At 72.9% G+C, this 17,849-nt stretch carries 16 protein-coding genes; 7 read left to right on the forward strand and 9 right to left on the reverse strand.

The genetic code is table 11. From position 1 onward, the window contains the following. Positions 1–46: 46 nt before the first annotated feature. A complete protein-coding gene (locus tag AB0F10_RS06000; protein WP_360620689.1) occupies positions 47–721 on the forward strand; it encodes a hypothetical protein in 675 nt (224 codons plus the stop codon). A 51-nt stretch (positions 722–772) separates the two neighbouring features. On the opposite strand, the gene AB0F10_RS06005 is transcribed toward AB0F10_RS06000, so the two are convergent. After that, on the reverse strand, positions 773–1,387 hold the full coding sequence (locus tag AB0F10_RS06005) for a DUF1062 domain-containing protein (protein WP_360620690.1): 615 nt from the start codon (positions 1,385–1,387) through the stop codon (positions 773–775). A 397-nt stretch (positions 1,388–1,784) separates the two neighbouring features. On the opposite strand from AB0F10_RS06005, the gene AB0F10_RS06010 reads away from it, so the two are divergent. After that, complete coding sequence (locus tag AB0F10_RS06010; protein WP_360620691.1) at positions 1,785–2,561, forward strand: maleylpyruvate isomerase family mycothiol-dependent enzyme; 777 nt, start codon at positions 1,785–1,787, stop codon at positions 2,559–2,561. 69 nt (positions 2,562–2,630) lie between these two features. On the opposite strand, the gene AB0F10_RS06015 is transcribed toward AB0F10_RS06010, so the two are convergent. The 6 genes from AB0F10_RS06015 to AB0F10_RS06040 all read right to left on the reverse strand — a co-directional run bounded on the left by AB0F10_RS06015 (position 2,631) and on the right by AB0F10_RS06040 (position 9,524). Then, positions 2,631–4,349, reverse strand: a complete 1,719-nt coding sequence (locus tag AB0F10_RS06015) for a CocE/NonD family hydrolase (protein ID WP_360620692.1) — start codon at positions 4,347–4,349, stop codon at positions 2,631–2,633. Next, the gene (locus AB0F10_RS06020; RefSeq protein WP_360620693.1) at positions 4,346–5,077 is read right to left on the reverse strand and encodes an alpha/beta hydrolase; all 732 of its coding nucleotides are present in this window, start codon (positions 5,075–5,077) and stop codon (positions 4,346–4,348) included. Before AB0F10_RS06020 ends, AB0F10_RS06015 begins: the two co-directional genes overlap by 4 nt. Before the next feature lie 108 nt (positions 5,078–5,185). Further along, on the reverse strand, positions 5,186–5,911 hold the full coding sequence (lepB, locus tag AB0F10_RS06025) for a signal peptidase I (protein WP_360620694.1): 726 nt from the start codon (positions 5,909–5,911) through the stop codon (positions 5,186–5,188). Then, the gene (locus AB0F10_RS06030; protein WP_360620695.1) at positions 5,908–6,228 is read right to left on the reverse strand and encodes a PadR family transcriptional regulator; all 321 of its coding nucleotides are present in this window, start codon (positions 6,226–6,228) and stop codon (positions 5,908–5,910) included. The genes lepB and AB0F10_RS06030 overlap by 4 nt, the downstream gene beginning before the upstream one ends. A gap of 10 nt (positions 6,229–6,238) precedes the next feature. Next, complete coding sequence (locus AB0F10_RS06035) at positions 6,239–7,189, reverse strand: phosphotransferase (RefSeq protein ID WP_360620696.1); 951 nt, start codon at positions 7,187–7,189, stop codon at positions 6,239–6,241. Positions 7,190–7,229: 40 nt separating this feature from the next. Further along, positions 7,230–9,524, reverse strand: a complete 2,295-nt coding sequence (locus tag AB0F10_RS06040; RefSeq protein WP_360620697.1) for a hypothetical protein — start codon at positions 9,522–9,524, stop codon at positions 7,230–7,232. A gap of 248 nt (positions 9,525–9,772) precedes the next feature. Between AB0F10_RS06040 and AB0F10_RS06045 the strand changes: the two genes are divergently transcribed. From AB0F10_RS06045 to AB0F10_RS06060, 4 genes are all read left to right on the forward strand, one after another. Further along, on the forward strand, positions 9,773–11,986 hold the full coding sequence (locus AB0F10_RS06045; RefSeq protein ID WP_360620698.1) for an MMPL family transporter: 2,214 nt from the start codon (positions 9,773–9,775) through the stop codon (positions 11,984–11,986). A 37-nt stretch (positions 11,987–12,023) separates the two neighbouring features. Continuing rightward, positions 12,024–13,418 (forward strand): histidine kinase, encoded by a 1,395-nt coding sequence (locus AB0F10_RS06050; RefSeq protein ID WP_360620699.1) that lies wholly within the window; start codon positions 12,024–12,026, stop codon positions 13,416–13,418. Next, positions 13,415–14,077, forward strand: a complete 663-nt coding sequence (locus tag AB0F10_RS06055) for a response regulator transcription factor (protein WP_360620700.1) — start codon at positions 13,415–13,417, stop codon at positions 14,075–14,077. The genes AB0F10_RS06050 and AB0F10_RS06055 overlap by 4 nt, the downstream gene beginning before the upstream one ends. 119 nt (positions 14,078–14,196) lie before the next feature. Beyond that, complete coding sequence (locus tag AB0F10_RS06060) at positions 14,197–14,937, forward strand: VOC family protein (protein ID WP_360620701.1); 741 nt, start codon at positions 14,197–14,199, stop codon at positions 14,935–14,937. On the opposite strand, the gene AB0F10_RS06065 is transcribed toward AB0F10_RS06060, so the two are convergent. Next, the gene (locus tag AB0F10_RS06065) at positions 14,862–15,503 is read right to left on the reverse strand and encodes an ATP-binding protein (protein WP_360620702.1); all 642 of its coding nucleotides are present in this window, start codon (positions 15,501–15,503) and stop codon (positions 14,862–14,864) included. The genes AB0F10_RS06060 and AB0F10_RS06065 overlap by 76 nt on opposite strands. A gap of 254 nt (positions 15,504–15,757) precedes the next feature. Here AB0F10_RS06065 and AB0F10_RS06070 point away from each other — a divergent pair, with 254 nt between their 5' ends. Then, the gene (locus AB0F10_RS06070; RefSeq protein ID WP_360620703.1) at positions 15,758–16,150 is read left to right on the forward strand and encodes a GNAT family N-acetyltransferase; all 393 of its coding nucleotides are present in this window, start codon (positions 15,758–15,760) and stop codon (positions 16,148–16,150) included. Positions 16,151–16,247: 97 nt separating this feature from the next. Here AB0F10_RS06070 and murJ read toward each other — a convergent pair whose 3' ends face one another. Continuing rightward, positions 16,248–17,807 carry a murein biosynthesis integral membrane protein MurJ gene (murJ, locus tag AB0F10_RS06075; RefSeq protein WP_360620716.1) on the reverse strand — a complete coding sequence of 520 codons (1,560 nt, stop codon included), beginning with the start codon at positions 17,805–17,807 and terminating at the stop codon, positions 16,248–16,250. Positions 17,808–17,849: the final 42 nt, after the last annotated feature.

Consider the following 17,849-nt stretch of genomic DNA (forward strand, 5'->3'; position numbering starts at 1 on the left):
GCGAGCCGGACAGCGGCAGCACCCCGCCCCTGTCCAGAATCGACGTGTGACGACGACCGACCTGCTGCACTACTACGTGGTCCACGACGGTGCCGGCGAGCCGGAGGGGCTGCTTGCCGAGGAGTTCCTGCTCGCGGCGGACCACTCCTGCGCCGGGCTGGTGAGTGGTGGCTGGAGCCGGTCGCAGGGCCGCTGGTGCGACGCGGCGGCCACCAGCCGGCGCTTACGCGTCGACGCCGCGCTGCGGGCTCGGGTGACGCCCGTCTGCCGGACCGCGGCGGCGGCGTTCTATCGGGACCTGTGCGGCGGCGACCTGCCGGACGAGGCCGCGTTGCGGGCGTGCTTCGGTGCCCTTCCCGCTCCGCCGCCGCCTCCCTTGCGGCTGAGCGGGCCCGAGCCCACACCGGGGTTCCGCGAGACGCGCGTCTACCGGATCCTGTTCACGGATGGGTTGACCGGGGACGGCGTCGCGGCGCTCAGCGAGGCGTGGCGGGTGCCGGTCACCGGGGACCTGCCGGATCCCGCGGTGCGCCGCCGGGTTTGCGGCGACGCGTTCCGCTGGGATCTGCGCCGGGTCGCCGCGGGCGCCGCGTGGGCTCTGGACGTGACCTGCGATCTGCTCGGGGAACGTGACGAGGCGGTCGGCGTTCTGCTGCGCGGTTTGACGGCGCAGATGCGGCGGCAGGGAATGATCCCCGTCACCGTGGACCGGTTCAGGTGACGCGGTACGGGCCGCCCCACGGCACAGGTCATCGTGCCGTGGGGCGGCACCTCATGCCCGCGCGGGTGGCGGCGGTGCGGCGGTGACGACCAGGAAGGTGAAGTCCTCGCGGGCCTTGGCGTCGATGGGCAGGGGCAGGCGGATGCGCCCGGAGCCGACCATGGCCCGCACGGCGGGACGGCTCAGGCCGAACCCGGCGGTGAGCAGGTTCTCGACCCGGACGGGTGCCGGCAGCTCGAACCTGACGATGACCTCGAGCGGCGCGGCATCCTCGCGCTGGAGGTCGTAGAACGGCATGTCGGTGTCCAGCTGCCAGGTGCCGGTCCAGTCGAGCTGATAGGCGGCCTTGTGGGCGAGCGCCGGGTCCATGGTCAGCCGTCGCACCATGGCCGGATCGTTGTTCTCGAACCTCAGGAGCCGCTCGTTGTCCAGCGCCCGCACGTTGATGCGTTCGTGTACGGGGATTTTCGACGTGCGGCCGCACAGGTCGCAGCAGATCAGCAGCCACACGTCGAGCAGCTTGTGGTTCGCGTTGACCCGGATCTTGCCGGTGGGACGGTGCCGGGTGGACCTGCATGACACGCAGGCCTTGACGATGGTGGGCAGTCCGAGCTCGCTGACCACCCACAGCGCTTTGCGGTCGATGCCGGGTCCGTGGGCCGGCACGCGGATATGGCGGGAACTGTTCATGGCTTCGGCGATTCCAGGGTCCAGGCGGGAGGCGCCCGGCAGCGCGATGGCGCGCCGCGGGGTGCCTCCCGGATCCAGTGGCGGGCAGCCGGCGTCTCGGCGGGAGCACGCCGGCTGGCGCGACGTCGCAGATCACGTCGCGTGAAGGAAGCCCGCACCGATCACGCGGTGCGGGCTTCGCATGGCACGCCGGACGGAGACGGGGAGGTGACTCGAACCCGTCCTCATCGCGCACGTGCGCCACCGGTCACTGATCCATGCGCGTCAGCATGGTCAACCCGTGGGCCGCCGGGCAACAGATTTTCCGCGTGGCCCCCGCCAGGGCCGGGGAAATCCGCTGTCGGTTGTCGGACAGGGGTGGTACAAAGCCGCGGTGGAGAAGAAACTGGAGTTCGCCGACCTGTTGCGGCTGATGGACGAACGATCGACCGCTTTCCGGGCAGCGGTCGCCGCGGCACCCAGCCTCGACGTGCGGGTGCCGACCTGCCCAGAGTGGACGTTGTTCGACCTGGTGCAGCACCTGGGCGACGGACGCCGCAGGTGGGCCGCCATCGTGGCCGCCGGGCCCGCCGACGCTCCGCCGGCGTTCTCGGCCCCGGTGGCGCCCCGCGAGCCTGAGGCCCTGCTGGCCTGGTTCGCCGCGTCGAACCAGGAGCTGCTGGACGCGCTGCGGGAGGCCGGCCCGGATCGTGGTTGCTGGACGTGGTGGGGCCCGTCGCAGTCGCCGCAGACGACCGGTGCCGTCGCCCGGCACCAGCTTCAGCAGGTCGCCGTGCACACCTACGACGCCCAGGTCGCCGTGGGCGCCCCGCAGCCGCTGCCGGAAGAGGTGGCCCTCGACGGCGTCGACGAGTTCGTCACCACCTGCGTCGCGACGACGGCCGCGTGGCCGCACAAGCCCGCGGTCGTCGACTACCACGCCACCGAGGGCCGTTCCTGGCGGCTCTGGTTCTCCGCCGACGGGGCCCGGGCCGCCCGCCTGCCCTCCCCGGCCGCCGACGAGGTCACGGACTCGGCCTATGTCTCCGCCCGGGGCACGGCCAATGAGCTGGTCATGTTCTGCTACGGCCGCATCGCGATGGACCAGCTGGAGCTCGACGGCGACCGGCGCGTCTTCGACCAGCTGATCGCCTGGGAGCCGGAAGCATAGGACGCGACGGCGGACCCACCGCCCCGCGCCGGCCTCGCCCTCGGCGCACGGCGGTGGCCCCGCGGCCCGTCACTCGTGGCGGTATTCCAGCGAGTCCGCGTCCCCGACGTCGCACATCGGGAGGTCGATGCGGGACGGGCGGGCCGCGTCGTGCGAGATCTCCTGGGTGGCGCGGTACGGCGTCGACGCCGCGGCGGCCGGCTCGCCGGAGCCGGGGTTGCGGGCGTACCGGGGGTGGGCGCCCGAGCTGACCTGGACGCTGATCCGGTGCCCGGCCGCGAACCGGTGGAACGCGGGCCACAGCTCGACCGTGACCTCCCGGAAGCCGTCCGCGCCGGCGGGCGGGTCGGTGTCGGTGGTGGCGATGCTCCCGATGCGCCGGATGCCGTCGCAGACGGTCATCGAGCGGCCGTCCGGGTGCACGTCGCAGATCCGCACGAACACGTCGGCGCTGGGTCGCGAGGATCGCAAGCGGATCCGGGCCACCGGGGTGCCCGCGACGGTGACCGCCTCGGCGAGCGGCTCGCCGCGGAAGACCACCACGTCGGCGCGGGCCTCGTGGGCGGCGTTGTCTGCCGGGCCCTGCTTCGGTTCCAGGCTCGGGCCGCCGACCGCCGGGGTCGGGTCGGCCGGATCGTAGACGTAGGAGGTCACTCCCCCGGCGGGCCGGTCCGGGTGGAGGCGGCCCTGCCGGTGCAGGTGCCATGGCTGCGCGGTGACGCCGGGCGGCGGCCAGGCCGGCAGGTCGTGCCACTGGCCGTCGCCGGTGCGGTAGGCGCGGATCGGTGCGGTCCGGCCATTCGGCCCCCCGGCGAAGTGCTCCTTGAGGAACGCCACCGACTCCCCGATCGCCGTGGCGCCCAGCTCGCGGTCCGAGTGTCCCCACGGGCCGATGGTGAGCCGCGGCGGGCGGCCGGCGGCGGTGAGCTGTTCGTGGTTGCGCAGCTGCCAGGGCAGGAAGATGTCGTACCAGCCGGTGATCATGTAGATCGGGGCGGTGACGTCCGGCACCGAGGCGGTGTGCGACTGCTGGGTCCAGAAGTCGTCGGTGAGCCGCTCGTGGTCCACCCAGTCCTGATACCAGTGCACCCGGCGGCCGGTCGCGGCCAGGTCGCCGTCGCTGAGCGGGAGGGTGCCGAAGCCGCGGCGCAGCTTGGGGTCCGGGCGCAGCATGCCCAGCAGGATCGGGATCATATCCCGGTGGACCATGCGGTCCATCATCTGTGTCCAGCCGAGCGCGTTGCGCAGTGCGAACGCGGCGTTGTCCCAGGTGATCGCCCCGAAGTCGGGCATCGTCACGAGCAGGCACAGGGCGTCCGGCGCGTTCGCGGGGTCGTCGCGGGTCAGGCGGCCGGCGACCGCCCACTGGGTGAAGCCCAGGTAGCTGGGCCCGAACGTGACGACCGGGCCGGTGCACCACGGCTGTTCGCGGACCCAGCGGTGGGTGGCGATGCCGTCGCGCTGCTCGTCGATCTGCGGGGTGAAGACGCCGCCGGAGCCCGAGGTGCCCCGGCAGCTCTGGAACAGCACCGGGAAACCCTCCCTGGCCAGCGCCCGGGCCGAGCCGGCGGCCATGCCGCGGCGGCCGTACGGGCTGCGGATCACGATGGTCGGCAGCCGCGGATCGGTCCGCCCGATCGGGGTGATCAGGTCGGCGAGCAGTTCGACGCCGTCGTCCATCGGCACCCGCAGGTCCTTGCGGAGGGCGACGTCGTACCGGCCGGGGGTGAGGCCGGGCAGGGTCCGCGACTGCACCCACCGGGAGAATCGCTGACGGAGGGTCCTCATCGGGGCTCCTTCGGGGACCGTTGGGCGTCGCGGAGCCGTTCCAGGGCGTCGGTGACGGTCCTGGTCCACAGCTCGGGGTGGGTGAACCAGAAGTCGTGCGGAACGCCCGGCACCGTGGCGAACGTTCCGCGCGGAACCAGCGCGGCGACCTGCTCGATGGGCCACGATGGGCGGATGTCGTCGCCGGCGGCGATGAGGTGCATCGGTACGTCGCAGGTGGCCAGCCCGCGCCACAGGTCCGGCCGGTGGATCCACTCGGAGAACGAGGCGCTCAGAGCCGTGTGCACGCCGGGCGCCCAGTCGATCTCGACGATGGGCTGGGTCGGCCTGCCGGCCTCGTAGGCGTCGGTCCAGGTGCGGTCGCGCTGCGGGCCGCGGCCGGCGATGCCGACCACCGCGGTCACGGCGTGCGGATGCTCGACCGCGTAGCGCACGCCCAGGTCACTGCCCCAGGAGTGGCCGACCACGGTCCAACTGCCGACGCCGGCCGCCTCGCGGATGCCTTCGAGGTCGGCGATGGCCTCCTCCATGGTGTGCGGGCCGCCGCCCGAGCGGCCGACGCCGCGCGGTTCGGGATGCCAGGCGCGGTGTCCGCGCGGCGCGAGGTCGTCACGCTCCAGGTACTGCACGCATCCGGGGCCGCCGCTCAGCACGACGACGTCGGGACCCCGACCCGTCACGCCGACGTGCAGCGCCGCGGCACCGACCTGAATCCTGCGCGACTCCATGCCCGGGAAGGTAACATCGTGAGATGTCGATCCCCGCCGGGGTGGCCGCGGTTCTGATGGCGGCCGCCGCCGTCGCGACCGCCATCAACCTGGCAGTGAGCCGGCGGCTTACACCCCGCCTGCCGTGAGCCGCAGCAGGACCCGGCCGTGCACGGCGTCCTCGTCCACCGCGCCGTACTGCCGGGAGTCCATGGAGACGAGGCGATGGTCGCCGAGCAGGTAGAGCCGGTGCGACTCCACGGTCGTGGCGGTGCAGCCTTCCGTGCGCGCGGATTCCGGATCGGCCGAAAGATACGGCTCGTCGAGCGGGGCGCCGTTGAGCCAGACCCGGCCGTCGCGGCAGTCGACGGTGTCGCCGGGCAGGCCGATGACGCGCTTGACCACCAGCCGGTCGGTGTCCGGCATCGTGAACTCCACGACGTCCCCCCGTTGGACGCCGGTGAGCCGGAAGGCGGCGAGATCGACGACGTAGCGGTCGGCGACCAGGTAGGTCGGCTCCATGCTGCCGCTCTCCTGGTAGCCGACGGTCAGGACGAAGCGGTTGACGGCCAGCCCGGCGACGACGGCGATCAGCGTGATCAGCACGGCCCGGCGCCGGATCCGCACGATCCGCGGCAGCTCGCGGGTGCGGGCCCGGCGCTCGTGCCACACCGCGCGAAGACCGCCGGCGGCCCAGCGGACCGCCTCCCGGTCACCCGTCGTCTCGGCGAACTCGGCCAGGACGGCCTCGCCCCAGTCGCCGCCGCGCTCGCCGCGGCCACGGACGGCTGCGGCCAGCACCGCGTACGCGATGCGGCGCACGGCGCTCTCCCGCACCGCCCCCACGACGCTCACGCGGTGCGCGCCTGGATCGCGGGACCGAGGGTCCGGGGTCTGGCGGCCTTGGCCGCGAGGCGCTGCTCGGCGAGCGCGGCCCCCTCGGCGGTCAGCCGGTAGAGGTGGCGCGGCGGGCGGCCCGGCTCGTCCGACGGCTCCCACCCGGTTTCGAGCAGTTTCTGCTCGGTGAGCCGCATGAGAATCGGGTAGAGCGTGCCCGAGGCGAGCGAGGTTTCCCTGCTCAGGTCGTAGCCGTAACGCCAGCGCTGCGGCTCGTCCAGCAGCGTGCTGAACAGCAGCAACGTCTGCGGCGAGGTGTGCGGTATCCGTGGCATGCGCGAAACTCTACATAACTCGACTAACCCCGGCAAGGCGCTGCCGCACCCACGGCAGCAACGCGTCCGCCTGGGCGCGCTGGAACGCGCGCAGCGTCGGCAGCCCCGGCGGCGGCGGCTGACGCGCGGCGTCCAGGAAATAGCCGGTGTAACCGGCCAGCACGTCGATGAGCAGACCCACCGGCACCGCGGCGTCCGACGCCAGGCGCGCCACGAGCGGATCGATGTCGACGCCGCCGAACAGCAGCAGGTTGATGCAGAGCAGCAGCCGGTCCAGCCACGCCGGCCCGCGGCAGGCGTGCGGCCAGTCGACCACGGCCACGGTTCCGTCGCCGCGAACCAGCAGGTTGTCCGCGCGGACGTCGCCATGCACCAGCGTCTGCCCGTCCAGGCCGGCCAGCGCCCGGCCGGCGGCGGCCCGCAACGCCGGCAACTGCGCCGCCACCCACGGGTCCAGCGCCGGCGGACGGTCCGCGGCGACCCGCCGCCACCCGGCCAGGTCCGGACCGCACTGATCCGCCGCGGCGGGCACCGGCACCGGGCACGGGGTCGCCGCCCGGGCCAGCCCGGCGAGGGCGTCGAACACCGCCGACACCTCATCGCGGTCCCACGGCGTGCGCGGGTGACGCCCGTCGACATCCTCGAACACCAGCGCGATCCACTCACCGTCGTCGTGACACGCGAGCAGCCGCGGCGCGGGAGCATCCGGCGGCAACGCCGCCGCGACCCGCGCCTCCCTGCGGTGGAACGCCAGCGCCGCCTCGCTGATGCCGCAACCGACCGCCTTGACGAAGGCCCGCCGGCCGTCGGCCGTCACCACCCGGTCGGCGGTGCCCGGCGAGAACCCGCCGGGCTGCGAAACCGCGGCGGCGACCGGCGAGCCCAGGCAACGCTCGACCGCCCCGCGCACCCCCGGCGGCAGGTCGGTCCATCCGATGCGTACTCCCGTGGCGCTGACCATGTCGGCATCCTGCCAACCGCGCCACCCTGATCGCATCGCATTAATGGCAGACCATCACCGGATCGTCCCCGCCGAAGTAGTAGACCGGCCACGCGCAGTCCTCCGTGTCGATCCGGGTCAGTTGCAGGCGGCCGTGCCACTCCAGGGTGAGCTCGATGTCGCGGTACGGCAGCTCCCCGTCGGCGTCACGCGGATTCGTGGCGTGGATCGTCACCGAGTCGCCGGTGGTGCCGAGGGTCGCACCGGTCAGGTCGAACACGGGATGCTCGCGCCCGTCGACCACGCCCAGCAGCCGAGGATCCCGGCTGTCCGAGGCTCCGTCGAACGCGTACAGCAGCGCGGCCGACGCCGACCTGTAGCACTTCGCGCCGATGAAGACGTCGTCCTCGCCGTCGCCGTTGATGTCCCGCGTACGCGGTGGAAAGTCCCCGGCCAGCGTCACCTCCGACGTGTCCCGGTCCATGTTGCAGTCGGTCAGATGGCGCCGGACGACCGACAGCCAGTCGATCGTCTCCGCCGCGTCACCGACCGTCGACGGGTCGGTCCACGTGCCGTCCGACGGCACATAGCCGGGGACCCCGTCCGGCGCGGCATCCAGCCGCAGGGACACGTCCTCCGGTGCCGGCTCGCGGTCGAACTCCAGCGCCGCGACCATCGAGCCGGTGTGGCCCGCGACGATCCGGCGGACCGGCCCCGGACGGAACCGGCCGTCCGGGTCGACGGTGTCGTTCCGGACCGTCACCCAGGCGGTGTCGCCCGGGTACGCCGAACCGGCCGAATCGGCGTTCACCACCTGAACCCCGCGGGATTTGACCCGCAGGTAATAGGGGCCCTGATCGTCTTTCCGGTCCAGGGTGATCCGGACCGGCAACACCCACCGCGTGGCCACCTTCGTCGCGGGCCACACCGGCTCGATGGTCGCGGTCGTCGCCCCGCCCGGCTCCTGCCCCGGGACGGCCAGCCGGCGCGCCGGAACGAAGAAGAAGGACCCGTCGCCGCCGTGGCGCCGATCCGGCAGCTTCTGCCAGTACGCGTCGCCCGTGGCGTAGTCGGTGCTACGGATCGACACACCGCGGGCAAGCTGATCCGCGGCGTTCGACGTGGCGTCCCAGTACATCACCGGCGGCGCCGACACGCTCAGGTCGCTCTCGGCGCGCGGCTCACACCAGTCGACCGGTTCCGCCGGCTCCTCGGTCGTCCAGCCGACGCAGGCGGTCTGCCGGGAGCCCTCCGGGATCTGCGGCCTGCCGTCGGAGAAGTTGCCGGACAGGCACCGGCACGCGAGCTTGTTCGCCGCCAGCCGGACGGCCGCCTTGCCCGCATCGGCCATCAGCTCACGCATCCTGCCCTTCGGAAGCGGAACCCCGAACGGTCGCGGATCGGCGAACCAGGACCAGTGGACGTGCACGCATTCGGAACACCCGGCGCTCACCGGCGACGGCGGCCCGGCCTCGTGCCGGCTGGTCTGGTGATAGTTCTCCCAGCCCTCGCCGCGCACCTCGCCACGGTCGACGACCTTCCGCTGACCGCTGCGCCGCAGATGACCGCCGCCGAGGGTCGTCACGTTGAGATCGAGATCGGTCAGGGAATTCACCTCGATCCCCGACGGGACCTTGACGCCGTCCCTGATCAGCACCGCCCCGCCGCCGTGGCCCTGCCCGACGCCGTCGTCCGGGTTCCAGGCGAACCGCTGCACCACCGACACCGACCGGACCTTCCCGCTGTCGGACGGCGACACCGCCCAGCGGGTGGTCGGCCAGAAGCGCTTGCACCGGGACGTGAGGGTGGGCTCGCACCGGTCGTCCAGCACGTCGGAGAAGCGGTACTGCTGCTCGAAAAGCACCGTGACGTCCCCGCCCGGGCTCAGCGAGCGGACCGTGACCGCATACCTGGCCGTCACCGCCTCATCGCCCTCGACCGGGGAACAGTCGACGGCCCCGAGCAGCCGGCCGGCGACGGTGATGTCCGGCTGCGCCACCGGCGCCGGGGTCAGGAACCCGTTGTGCGCCGCCCCGTCGGCGGTGCGGATCCTGACATACGCCACCCCCGCCGCATCGGCCAGCAGCCGCGGCCCCAGCCGCAGGCCGGTCAGGACCAGCCCCGACGACCGGCTGACGACCGCCCGGTAGGTCCAGTGGTCGGTCGCCGGAGCACTCGCCGGGCCCATCGTCCGGGCGCAGACCGGATCCCCGGCACGGGACTCGGCACCCAGATGGAAAACCGGATCGTCGGCCGCAGTGAGCCGGTAGCCGCCGTCATCGCCGCCGGCCACGGACAGCACGGCGGCCAGGACCGGCACGACCGCGAGCAGGCGCAGACCACCCAGGCCAGACATGAATTCCCCTCCGGCGGCCGGCACCGGACCCGCCCCCGCCAGCATCGCGAGGGCCACGGCGGAAACACAGCGGAAGGACGGCCGCATTGTCCACGCCGAACATGCGACCCGATACGGGTGATCGGCACCGACCCGGGTGTACCTGACTGCACCAGACCCGGCACCCAGCGCCAATGACCGGCCGCCACCGCCCGCACAGACTGAGCCGGAGGCCGGACGCGCCTGCCGGCGAGGACGGAGACCCGACAATGCAACCGCGGAACCTGGCCGCCCGCATCGGCGGATGGAGCGCACGGCACCGACGGACGGCAATCCTCGGCTGGCTGGCGTTCGTCGCCGTAGCCGGCCTGGGCGTCGGCGCAGCCGGCACCACCGCCATGGCCGGCTACGAGGACGAGAGCGGCGACTCGCGACGAGCCGGACAGATCATCGAGGAGGCCGGCTTCCCCGACGTCGCCGGCGAGACGGTGCTGATCCAGGCCCGCGACGGCCGGCTGACCGCCGACACCGCCGCATTCCGGCAGGCCGTACAGGACGTCAAGACCTCCGTTGAGGCCACCGGCCAGGCCCAGCGGATACGCACACCCTACGACTCCGGCGACCCCGCACCCCGCACCGCCGACGGCACGACCGCGCTCGTGCTGTTCGACATGACCGGCGCCGGGAAGACCGCCGGAGAACGCGTCCAACCCGTGCTCGACGCGGTCGCCGCCGTACAGGAACGCCATCCCGGCCTGCGCATCGAACAGGCCGGCACGGCCAGCCTCCAACGGCTCGCCGGCGTCGCACTCGCCAGGGACTTCCAGCGCGCCGAGAACCTGTCCCTGCCGATCACCGCCGTCATCCTGCTCCTCGCCTTCGGCACCCTGCTGCCCATGCTGATCCCGCTCACCATGTCGATGACCGCGTTCTTCGCCGCCACCGGACTGCTCGCCGTGGCCAGCAAGGCGCTGCACGTCGCCGACACCACGACCAGCCTCATGCTGCTCATCGGCCTCGCCGTCGGCGTCGACTACTCCCTGTTCTACCTCAGCCGCGAACGGGAAGAACGCGCCCGGGGCCGATCCAGGCAACAGGCCCTCGACACCGCCGCCGCCACCTCCGGCCGCGCCGTGCTGATCTCCGGCTGCACCGTCATCCTCGCGATGGCCGGCATGTTCCTCACCGGCAACGGCGTGTTCATGGGCTTCGCACAGGGCACCATGCTGATCGTCCTCACCGCGATGGTCGCCTCCGTGACCGTGCTCCCCGCCACCCTGGCGATCCTCGGCGACGCCGTCGACGCACGGCTGATCCACGGCATCGTGCGGACCACCACCCGCGGGCGCATCACCTGGCCCCGGCGCCTGGGCGCGTGGACCGGCGGCGGCCGGACCTGGGACACCATCCTGACCGGCGTGCTGCGCCACCCCTGGATCTCCACCGTCCTCGCCACCGCGGTGCTCATCGCGCTCGCCGTGCCCGCCCTCGGGATGCGGGTCGGCCAGCCCGGCGTCGACGACCTGCAGGGCGACTACCCCATCGCCGGCACCTACGCGGCCATCGACCACGCGTTCCCCGGCGGCAACGAACCCGCCGTCGTCGCCATCAAGGCACCCGACGTGACCGACCCCGCGGTACAGGACGCGATCACCCGGCTCGAGCAGCGCGCCCTCGGCACGTCGACGGCACACCAACCGGTCAGCGTCCAGGTCAGCCCGGACCGGACGGTCGCCACCGTCGCCCTCAGCGTCGGCGACGGCGAATCCGGCCGAAGAGCCGTGCAGACCCTGCGCGAGACGCTCGTGCCGCAGACCGTCGGCGCGCAACCCGGCGTACGGGCCTATGTCACCGGCAGCGCCGCCGCCACCATGGACTTCAACCGGCAGATGGCCCGGACCGCCCCACTGGTCTTCGGCTTCGTCCTGCTGCTCGCGTTCCTGCTCCTGCTGATCAGCTTCCGGTCGATCGTCATCGCCGTCCAGTCGATCCTGCTCAACCTGCTGTCGGTCGCCGCCGCGTACGGGGTGCTGGTCCTGGTGTTCCAGCACGGACACGGCGCCGGCCTGCTGGGCGCCGCACCCGCAGCCATCGTGAACTGGCTGCCGCTGCTGCTGTTCGTCATCCTGTTCGGCCTGTCCATGGACTACCAGGTCTTCATCCTCAGCCGCATCCGCGAGGCCCACGACGGCGGCATGCCGGCCCCGGACGCCGTCGAACACGGCATCAAATCGACCGCGAGCGTGGTCACCAGCGCGGCACTGATCATGGTCGCCGTGTTCGCCGTGTTCGGCACGATGTCGCTGGTGAGCTTCAAGCAGATGGGCGTCGGACTGGCCGTCGCCATCCTCATCGACGCCACCCTCGTGCGCGCCGTACTGATGCCCGCCACGATGAAACTCCTCGGCCGGCACGCCTGGCCGACCACCCTCACCCCCGACAAACCCGCCGAGACCGAACAGGAAGCCATCCCGGTCGCCTGACCCACACCACGACGCCCGCATACCGCACACTGGACACATGGTGCGACAGCGGGCCCGCGGCATCGCCCTGCTCGGGCTGATACTCATCGAGGTGCCCCTGCTCGCGCTCGCCGCCGTCGCGCTGCTGCAAGCCTCCGGGATCGGCCTGATCCCGCTCTTCCCCCCGGCGGTTCTCCTGGTACGCCGCATGGCAGCGCAGACCCGCCGGCACTGCACCCAGTGGTGCGGCATCACCATCGCCGAACCGTACGACCCCGAGCCGCCGCACCCCGAGCCGACGGACGACGGCTGGTACCGCTACCGCCGTACCCTGTTCCGCAGCCCCCGGCTGCCCGCCTGGCTCGCCCGCCTCGGATGGATGCTGCGCGACCCGGCGACCTGGCGCGACCTGGCCTGGCTCGGCCTCGACCCGCTGGTCAAGCTCGCACTCGCCCCCGGCCTGCTGCTGGCCCCCGCCCGCACCCTGCCGGCATACGGACGATGGGCGGCCCTGCTGCTCGGCCCCACCACCGCACGCCGGCTGGCCGGCGAGGTTCAGCGCCTGAACACGGCACGCGTCCGGGCCGGCGACACGCAAACCGCCGAGATGCGCCGGATCGAACGCGACCTGCACGACGGCATCCAGGGCCGCCTGGTAGCCCTCGGCATGGCCGCGGCCACCGCCGAGAAACTCGTCGACAGCAGTCCCGGCGCGGCCAAGGCACTCCTGGGCCAGGTCCGCGGCGGAACCGCCGAAGCCCTCGCCGAACTACGCCGGGTGGTCCGCGGCATCAGCCCGCCGGTACTGACCGAGCGCGGGCTCGCCGACGCGCTGCGGGCCCTGGCACTCGACAGCCCGCTGCGCGTCCGGGTGGACGTCACCCTGCCCGGGCCGCTGCCCGCACCCGTCGAATCCGCCGTCTACTTCGCCGTCAGCGAACTGCTGACCAACGCCGCCAAATACGCCGGCGCCGGCCACGCCGCCGTGGAGATCCGCCACGACGGCACCGCACTGCACGTCCACGTACGCGACGACGGCAGCGGCGGGGCCGACCCGGCACGCGGCACCGGACTCCACGGCATCGAACGACGCCTGGCCGCCTTCGACGGCACGAGCACGGTCACCAGCCCGCCCGGCGGGCCGACCAGCGTGACGCTGACCGTCCCGGACCGCCGATCACAGCGGGCCGGCCGGGTACCCAGATGGGAGACGACGCTCGTGGTGGTGTGCTGGTCGCTGGCGTGGCTGCCGCTGTTCACGCAGGGCCTCGGCGCGGCCGCCGCCAAGCTCGCCGGCGCCGAGCACAGCCGCTGGCTGCTCCCGCTGCGGGCGTCCGGAATCTGGCAGTGGCCGATGATCGCCGGCATGGTCGCCGCCGGCATCGCGATGTACCTGACGGCCGTCTGGCTGCCGGTCCGCCGCCCTCGCGGATCGCCGCGGTCCGCGACATGACGCGGCGGGTGCTGATCGCCGAGGACATCCACCTGCTGCGCGAGGGCCTCGTGCATCTGCTGCAGGCACACGGATTCACGGTGGTCGCGGCCGTGCAGACCGGCCCCGACCTGCTGACGGCGCTGTTGGAACTGCGCCCCGACGTCTCGATCGTGGACATCCGGCTGCCGCCGACCTTCACCGACGAGGGGCTGCGGGCGTCCCTGGCCGCCCGCCGGGAGGTGCCCGGCCTGCCCGTGCTGGTGCTGTCCCAGCACGTCGAGCAGTTGTACGCCCGTGAGCTGCTGGCGGACGGCTCCGGGTCCACCGGATACCTGCTCAAGGACCGGGTCTTCAACGACCGTCAGTTCGTCGACGCGGTGCACCGGGTCGCGGACGGCGGCACGGTCATGGACGCCGAGGTCATCGCCAAACTGCTGACCGGCAATTCCCGGCACGAGCCGCTCGGCCGGCTCAGCGACCGCGAGCGCGAGGTGCTCAGGGCGATGGCCGAGGGCTGCTCGAACAGCGCCATCGCGGATCGGCTGTTTCTCAGCGAGAGCGCGATCGCCAAACACATCTCGAGCATCTTCGCCAAGCTCGAACTGGCGAACTCGGACGACAACAACCGCCGGGTCCTCGCGGTCCTGGCCTATCTCAACGCGGCCAACCGCTCCTGACACCACCCTGCCCCGGCCAAAACCAAATGTGGGCGGGTCGTTGATTCCTTTTGCTTTTGATGTGCCGGTGTGCGGCGCCGCACACCGCGTAGGGCGTCCTAGGACGATAGGGTTGCGGCATGGCGCTGCGACTTGTTCAAGCGAACTTCAAGGCCCGGGATGACTCGGCGCTCGGCGGGTTCTGGGCGGAGGCACTCGGCTGGGTTCCCCGGTCGGTTCCCGGTGCGACAAGCGTCGCGCCGGCGGGCCTCGTCTGGACCGAGCCCGACGCACCCGTCTGCATCGACGTCATAGCCGTCCCCGACCCCGAGACGGTGCGGCACCGCGTGCACCTCGATCTCGCCACCACCTCCGCGGCGCATCAGGCGGAGCTGGTGGCCCGCCTGATGCGCCGCGGAGCGACGCCCGCCGACGTGGGCCAGGGCGACGTCCCGTGGACGGTGCTGGCCGACCCGGAGGGCAACGTGTTCTGCGTGCTGGAACCCCGGGAGGTCTACCGCGACACCGGGCCGATCGCCGCGGTGGTCGTCGACTGCGCGGACCCGCGGGCCATGGCCGGGTTCTGGGGCGAGGCGCTGGACTGGACCCGGCACGAGGTGACCGACGACCACGCGGTGCTGCGCGCGGCCAAGGGCACCGGGCCGTATCTGGAGTTCCTCCGCACGCCCGGCGCGCAGACCCCGCGCAACCGCGTCCACCTCGACCTGGTGCCGCATCGCGGTGACGAGCAGGCGACGGAGGTGGCCCGGCTGCGGACCCTCGGCGCGACGTCCGCCGACGTCGGTCAGGGTGATGTCCCGTGGATCGTCCTCGCCGACCCGGAGGGCAACGAGTTCTGCGTCCTCGCCCCGGGATCCTGAGGAACGAACGAGGGCCAGCGGTGAGCGGCCCAGCCCGACCAGTCGGACCAGCCCGGCGGCGGCTCGGGAACCGACGCGCCCCCGCTCAGTTCGTCGGCCTCGGGCGCCTCGAACTGTCTCCGCCATTCCACGAGGTCGGCCTCCGTCATCGGGAACGTCGTGTGTGGCACGGACGCCTCGCGCAAGGCGACCCTGGCGCGCTGGACCTCCTCCCCGACGGGCAGGTAGATCACCTGACAGGAGGCCCCGGCCGAGGCCGCCAGCCAGCGCAGCGCCGACCGTTCGTCGCGGCTCCACAGGCCGAAGTCGAGCACGACGCTGGTGCCCAGCCGCAGCGCCTGCAGCGCCAGCGCGATGAGCCGTCCCTCCAGCAGGTCGCGCTTGCCGTCGGGCTGCGACCCGTCGAACAGGGCGATCATCCACTCGTCCGGGGTCAGCCGCAGCGCGCGGTGCGCGACGGCGAGTTCCCTGGCCCGGGTGGTCTTTCCGGCGCCGGGGAGCCCCACCATCAGCAGGAGTTCGGCGCGGGACGGATCCTGGTGTGATGGATGGAAACGCTGAGACATGGATTCGCTCTCCGGATCACGCGGGACGATCCGGCAGCACGGCGAGACAGTCGAGCGGGCTGCCGGCGGGACACCGATCCGGCGGTGCGCCTGACACCGGCCCGGCGGGGGCCGGCGATGAGGCCGCGATACCGCCGCTATGCGGCGACGCGGATCTGCATGGCAGCGAAGCAACCCATGGCGCCACCATAGCCGACCGCCGGGATCCGGCTCCCGCTTCATTCGAGATCTCGTACGACGCCGAGGCCGTGCAGGTGCCGCAGTTGCTGGAGCTGTTCGCCTCGACATGGTGGGCGGCCGGGCGCACCGAGGCGGAGGCCCGCGCGATCATCGCCGGGTCGGATGTCGTGGTGACGGTCCGGGAGCGCCGGTCCGCGCGGCTCGCCGGTTTCGCCCGGGTGCTGACCGACCGGACGTACCTTGCCCTCGTCCTCGATGTGATCGTGGCGCCCGGCGTTCGCGGCGCGGGCGTCGGCGCGATGGTCATAGACGCCGTCCTCGCGCATCCCTGGGTCGCGGACGCCAGGAGCTGCGAGCTGGTGTGCCGGCCGGACCTGATCGGGTTCTACCGCCGGTGGGGCTTCACCGACAGGGTCGGGCAGTCCCGCCTCATGCGCAGAACCGCCGACCCGGCCCTCGGCGGGTAGGTCCCGGTGGTCGTTTCGATCCGCAGCGCGAGGCTGGGTGACGTTCCGGCCCTCGTCGAGCTGCGCCTGGCGAACGCGGCGCACCACGTCGGGCCGGTCAGCCGATGCGGATGCCGGCGGCGGTGGCCACGAGCTGGCGCAGTTCGGTGAGGCGCACCAGGCGCGCGACCGCGACGTACACGGCGGTGCCGATGACGCCCGCCGTGGCGAGCGTGATGAGCGCCGCGCCGAAGCCGGAGCCGGTCATGGGCGCGAGGGCCCCGACCGCGGCGGCGCCGCCGACGCCGGCCAGCCCCGCCGCGAGCGCCACCCGCGCATGGGTACGCAGCAGCCGCCGGCCGTCGATGCGGCCCAGCCGGCGGCGCAGGACGACGGCGGCCGCGATGAGTCCCGCGGTGTAGGCGGCCGCGTAGGCCAGGGGGATCCCGACGACGATGTCGCCGCGGGGCAGCAGCCAGGTCGCGGCGAGGCAGCCGGCCACGCCGACGACGCTCACCCCGGTGGTGATCAGCGCGGCGGTCCTGGTGTCCTGCAGGGCGTAGAAGCCGCGCTGCAGGATCATGTAGCCGGTGAACGGCACCAGGGCCACCCCGAAGGCCGCCACCACGGCGCCGAGCAGGGCGACCGCCGGCGCCGAGCTGCGGCCGTGCGCGAACAGCAGTACGGCGATCTGCGGGCCGAGCACGAGCATGGCCGCCGCGATCGGGGCGAGGGCCACGACGGCGAGCCGCACCGCCCGGGACAGGTCACTGGTGATCTGGGCGTGATCGAGGTTGATCGCGTGGCGGCTGAGCCGGGGCAGCAGGACGGTCATCACCGACAGGGCGATCACCGCGAACGGCGTCTGGAACACCGCGGACGCACTCTGGTACGCGGCGACGCCGCCGGGTCCGCCGATCGACGCGGCGCGGGTGGCGGCCGCGAGCAGTACCTGCGCGGCGACGACGGACACGAGCACCCAGCCGCCGAGCCGGCCGAGGCGGCGGACGCCGAGGCCGCGCGGGTCGAACCGGGGGCGCAGCGCGAAGCCGCTGCGGGCCAGCGCCCACACCACCAGCGCCATCTGGGCGAAGACGCCGGCGGTGGTGCCGACCGCCAGCAGCAGCAGGTGCGCGGTCGTCAGCGACGCGATGCTCGTGGCGCCGCCGATCGCCAGGTAGGCCAGGCCGACGGCGATCACGATCAGGCTGTTGACCAGCGGCGCCCACACCGGGGCGGCGAACCGGCCGCGGATGTTGAGCATGGCGCCGGCGGTGGCGCTGATGCCGTAGAACAGGATCTGCGGCAGGAAGAACCGGCTGAACACCACCGCCAGGTCGCGCTGCTCGCCGGTGAAGCCGGGCGCGTACAGCTCGACCAGCCACGGTGCCGAGAGCATCGCCGCGACGGTGACCGCCCCGAGGCCGTAGACCACAAACGACAGCAGCCGCTGCGCGTACGCCACCCCGTCGTCGGGTTCCGTCAGCGCCACCCGGGCCAGCAGCGGCACCACCACGCTGGCCATCGCGCCACCGACGACGAGCTCGTAGACGGCGTTGGGCAGCGTGTTCGCCACGTTGTAGCTGTCGAGCATCCGGCCGCCCAGGCCCAGGGCGGCGGCCAGCACCATCAGCCGTACGAAGCCGGCGGCTCGCGATGCGAGCGTCGCCACCGCCATGCCGCGGCCGGCACGCGCGACGGAAGATCCTTCTGCCATGAC

It is taken from the genome of Actinoplanes sp. NPDC026623 (assembly GCF_040638275.1).
Classification (GTDB): Bacteria; Actinomycetota; Actinomycetes; order Mycobacteriales; family Micromonosporaceae; genus Actinoplanes.

Coding starts and splice junctions, on each gene's coding strand:
- AB0F10_RS06055 (WP_360620700.1), top strand. CDS start 13,415: ATGACGCGGCGGGTGCTGATCGCCGAGGACATCCACCTGCTGCGCGAG.
- AB0F10_RS06020 (WP_360620693.1), bottom strand. CDS start 5,077: ATGGAGTCGCGCAGGATTCAGGTCGGTGCCGCGGCGCTGCACGTCGGC.
- AB0F10_RS06035 (WP_360620696.1), bottom strand. CDS start 7,189: ATGGTCAGCGCCACGGGAGTACGCATCGGATGGACCGACCTGCCGCCG.
- AB0F10_RS06060 (WP_360620701.1), top strand. CDS start 14,197: ATGGCGCTGCGACTTGTTCAAGCGAACTTCAAGGCCCGGGATGACTCG.
- AB0F10_RS06065 (WP_360620702.1), bottom strand. CDS start 15,503: ATGTCTCAGCGTTTCCATCCATCACACCAGGATCCGTCCCGCGCCGAA.
- AB0F10_RS06030 (WP_360620695.1), bottom strand. CDS start 6,228: ATGCCACGGATACCGCACACCTCGCCGCAGACGTTGCTGCTGTTCAGC.
- AB0F10_RS06015 (WP_360620692.1), bottom strand. CDS start 4,349: ATGAGGACCCTCCGTCAGCGATTCTCCCGGTGGGTGCAGTCGCGGACC.
- AB0F10_RS06050 (WP_360620699.1), top strand. CDS start 12,024: ATGGTGCGACAGCGGGCCCGCGGCATCGCCCTGCTCGGGCTGATACTC.
- AB0F10_RS06040 (WP_360620697.1), bottom strand. CDS start 9,524: ATGTCTGGCCTGGGTGGTCTGCGCCTGCTCGCGGTCGTGCCGGTCCTG.
- murJ (WP_360620716.1), bottom strand. CDS start 17,807: ATGGCGGTGGCGACGCTCGCATCGCGAGCCGCCGGCTTCGTACGGCTG.
- AB0F10_RS06045 (WP_360620698.1), top strand. CDS start 9,773: ATGCAACCGCGGAACCTGGCCGCCCGCATCGGCGGATGGAGCGCACGG.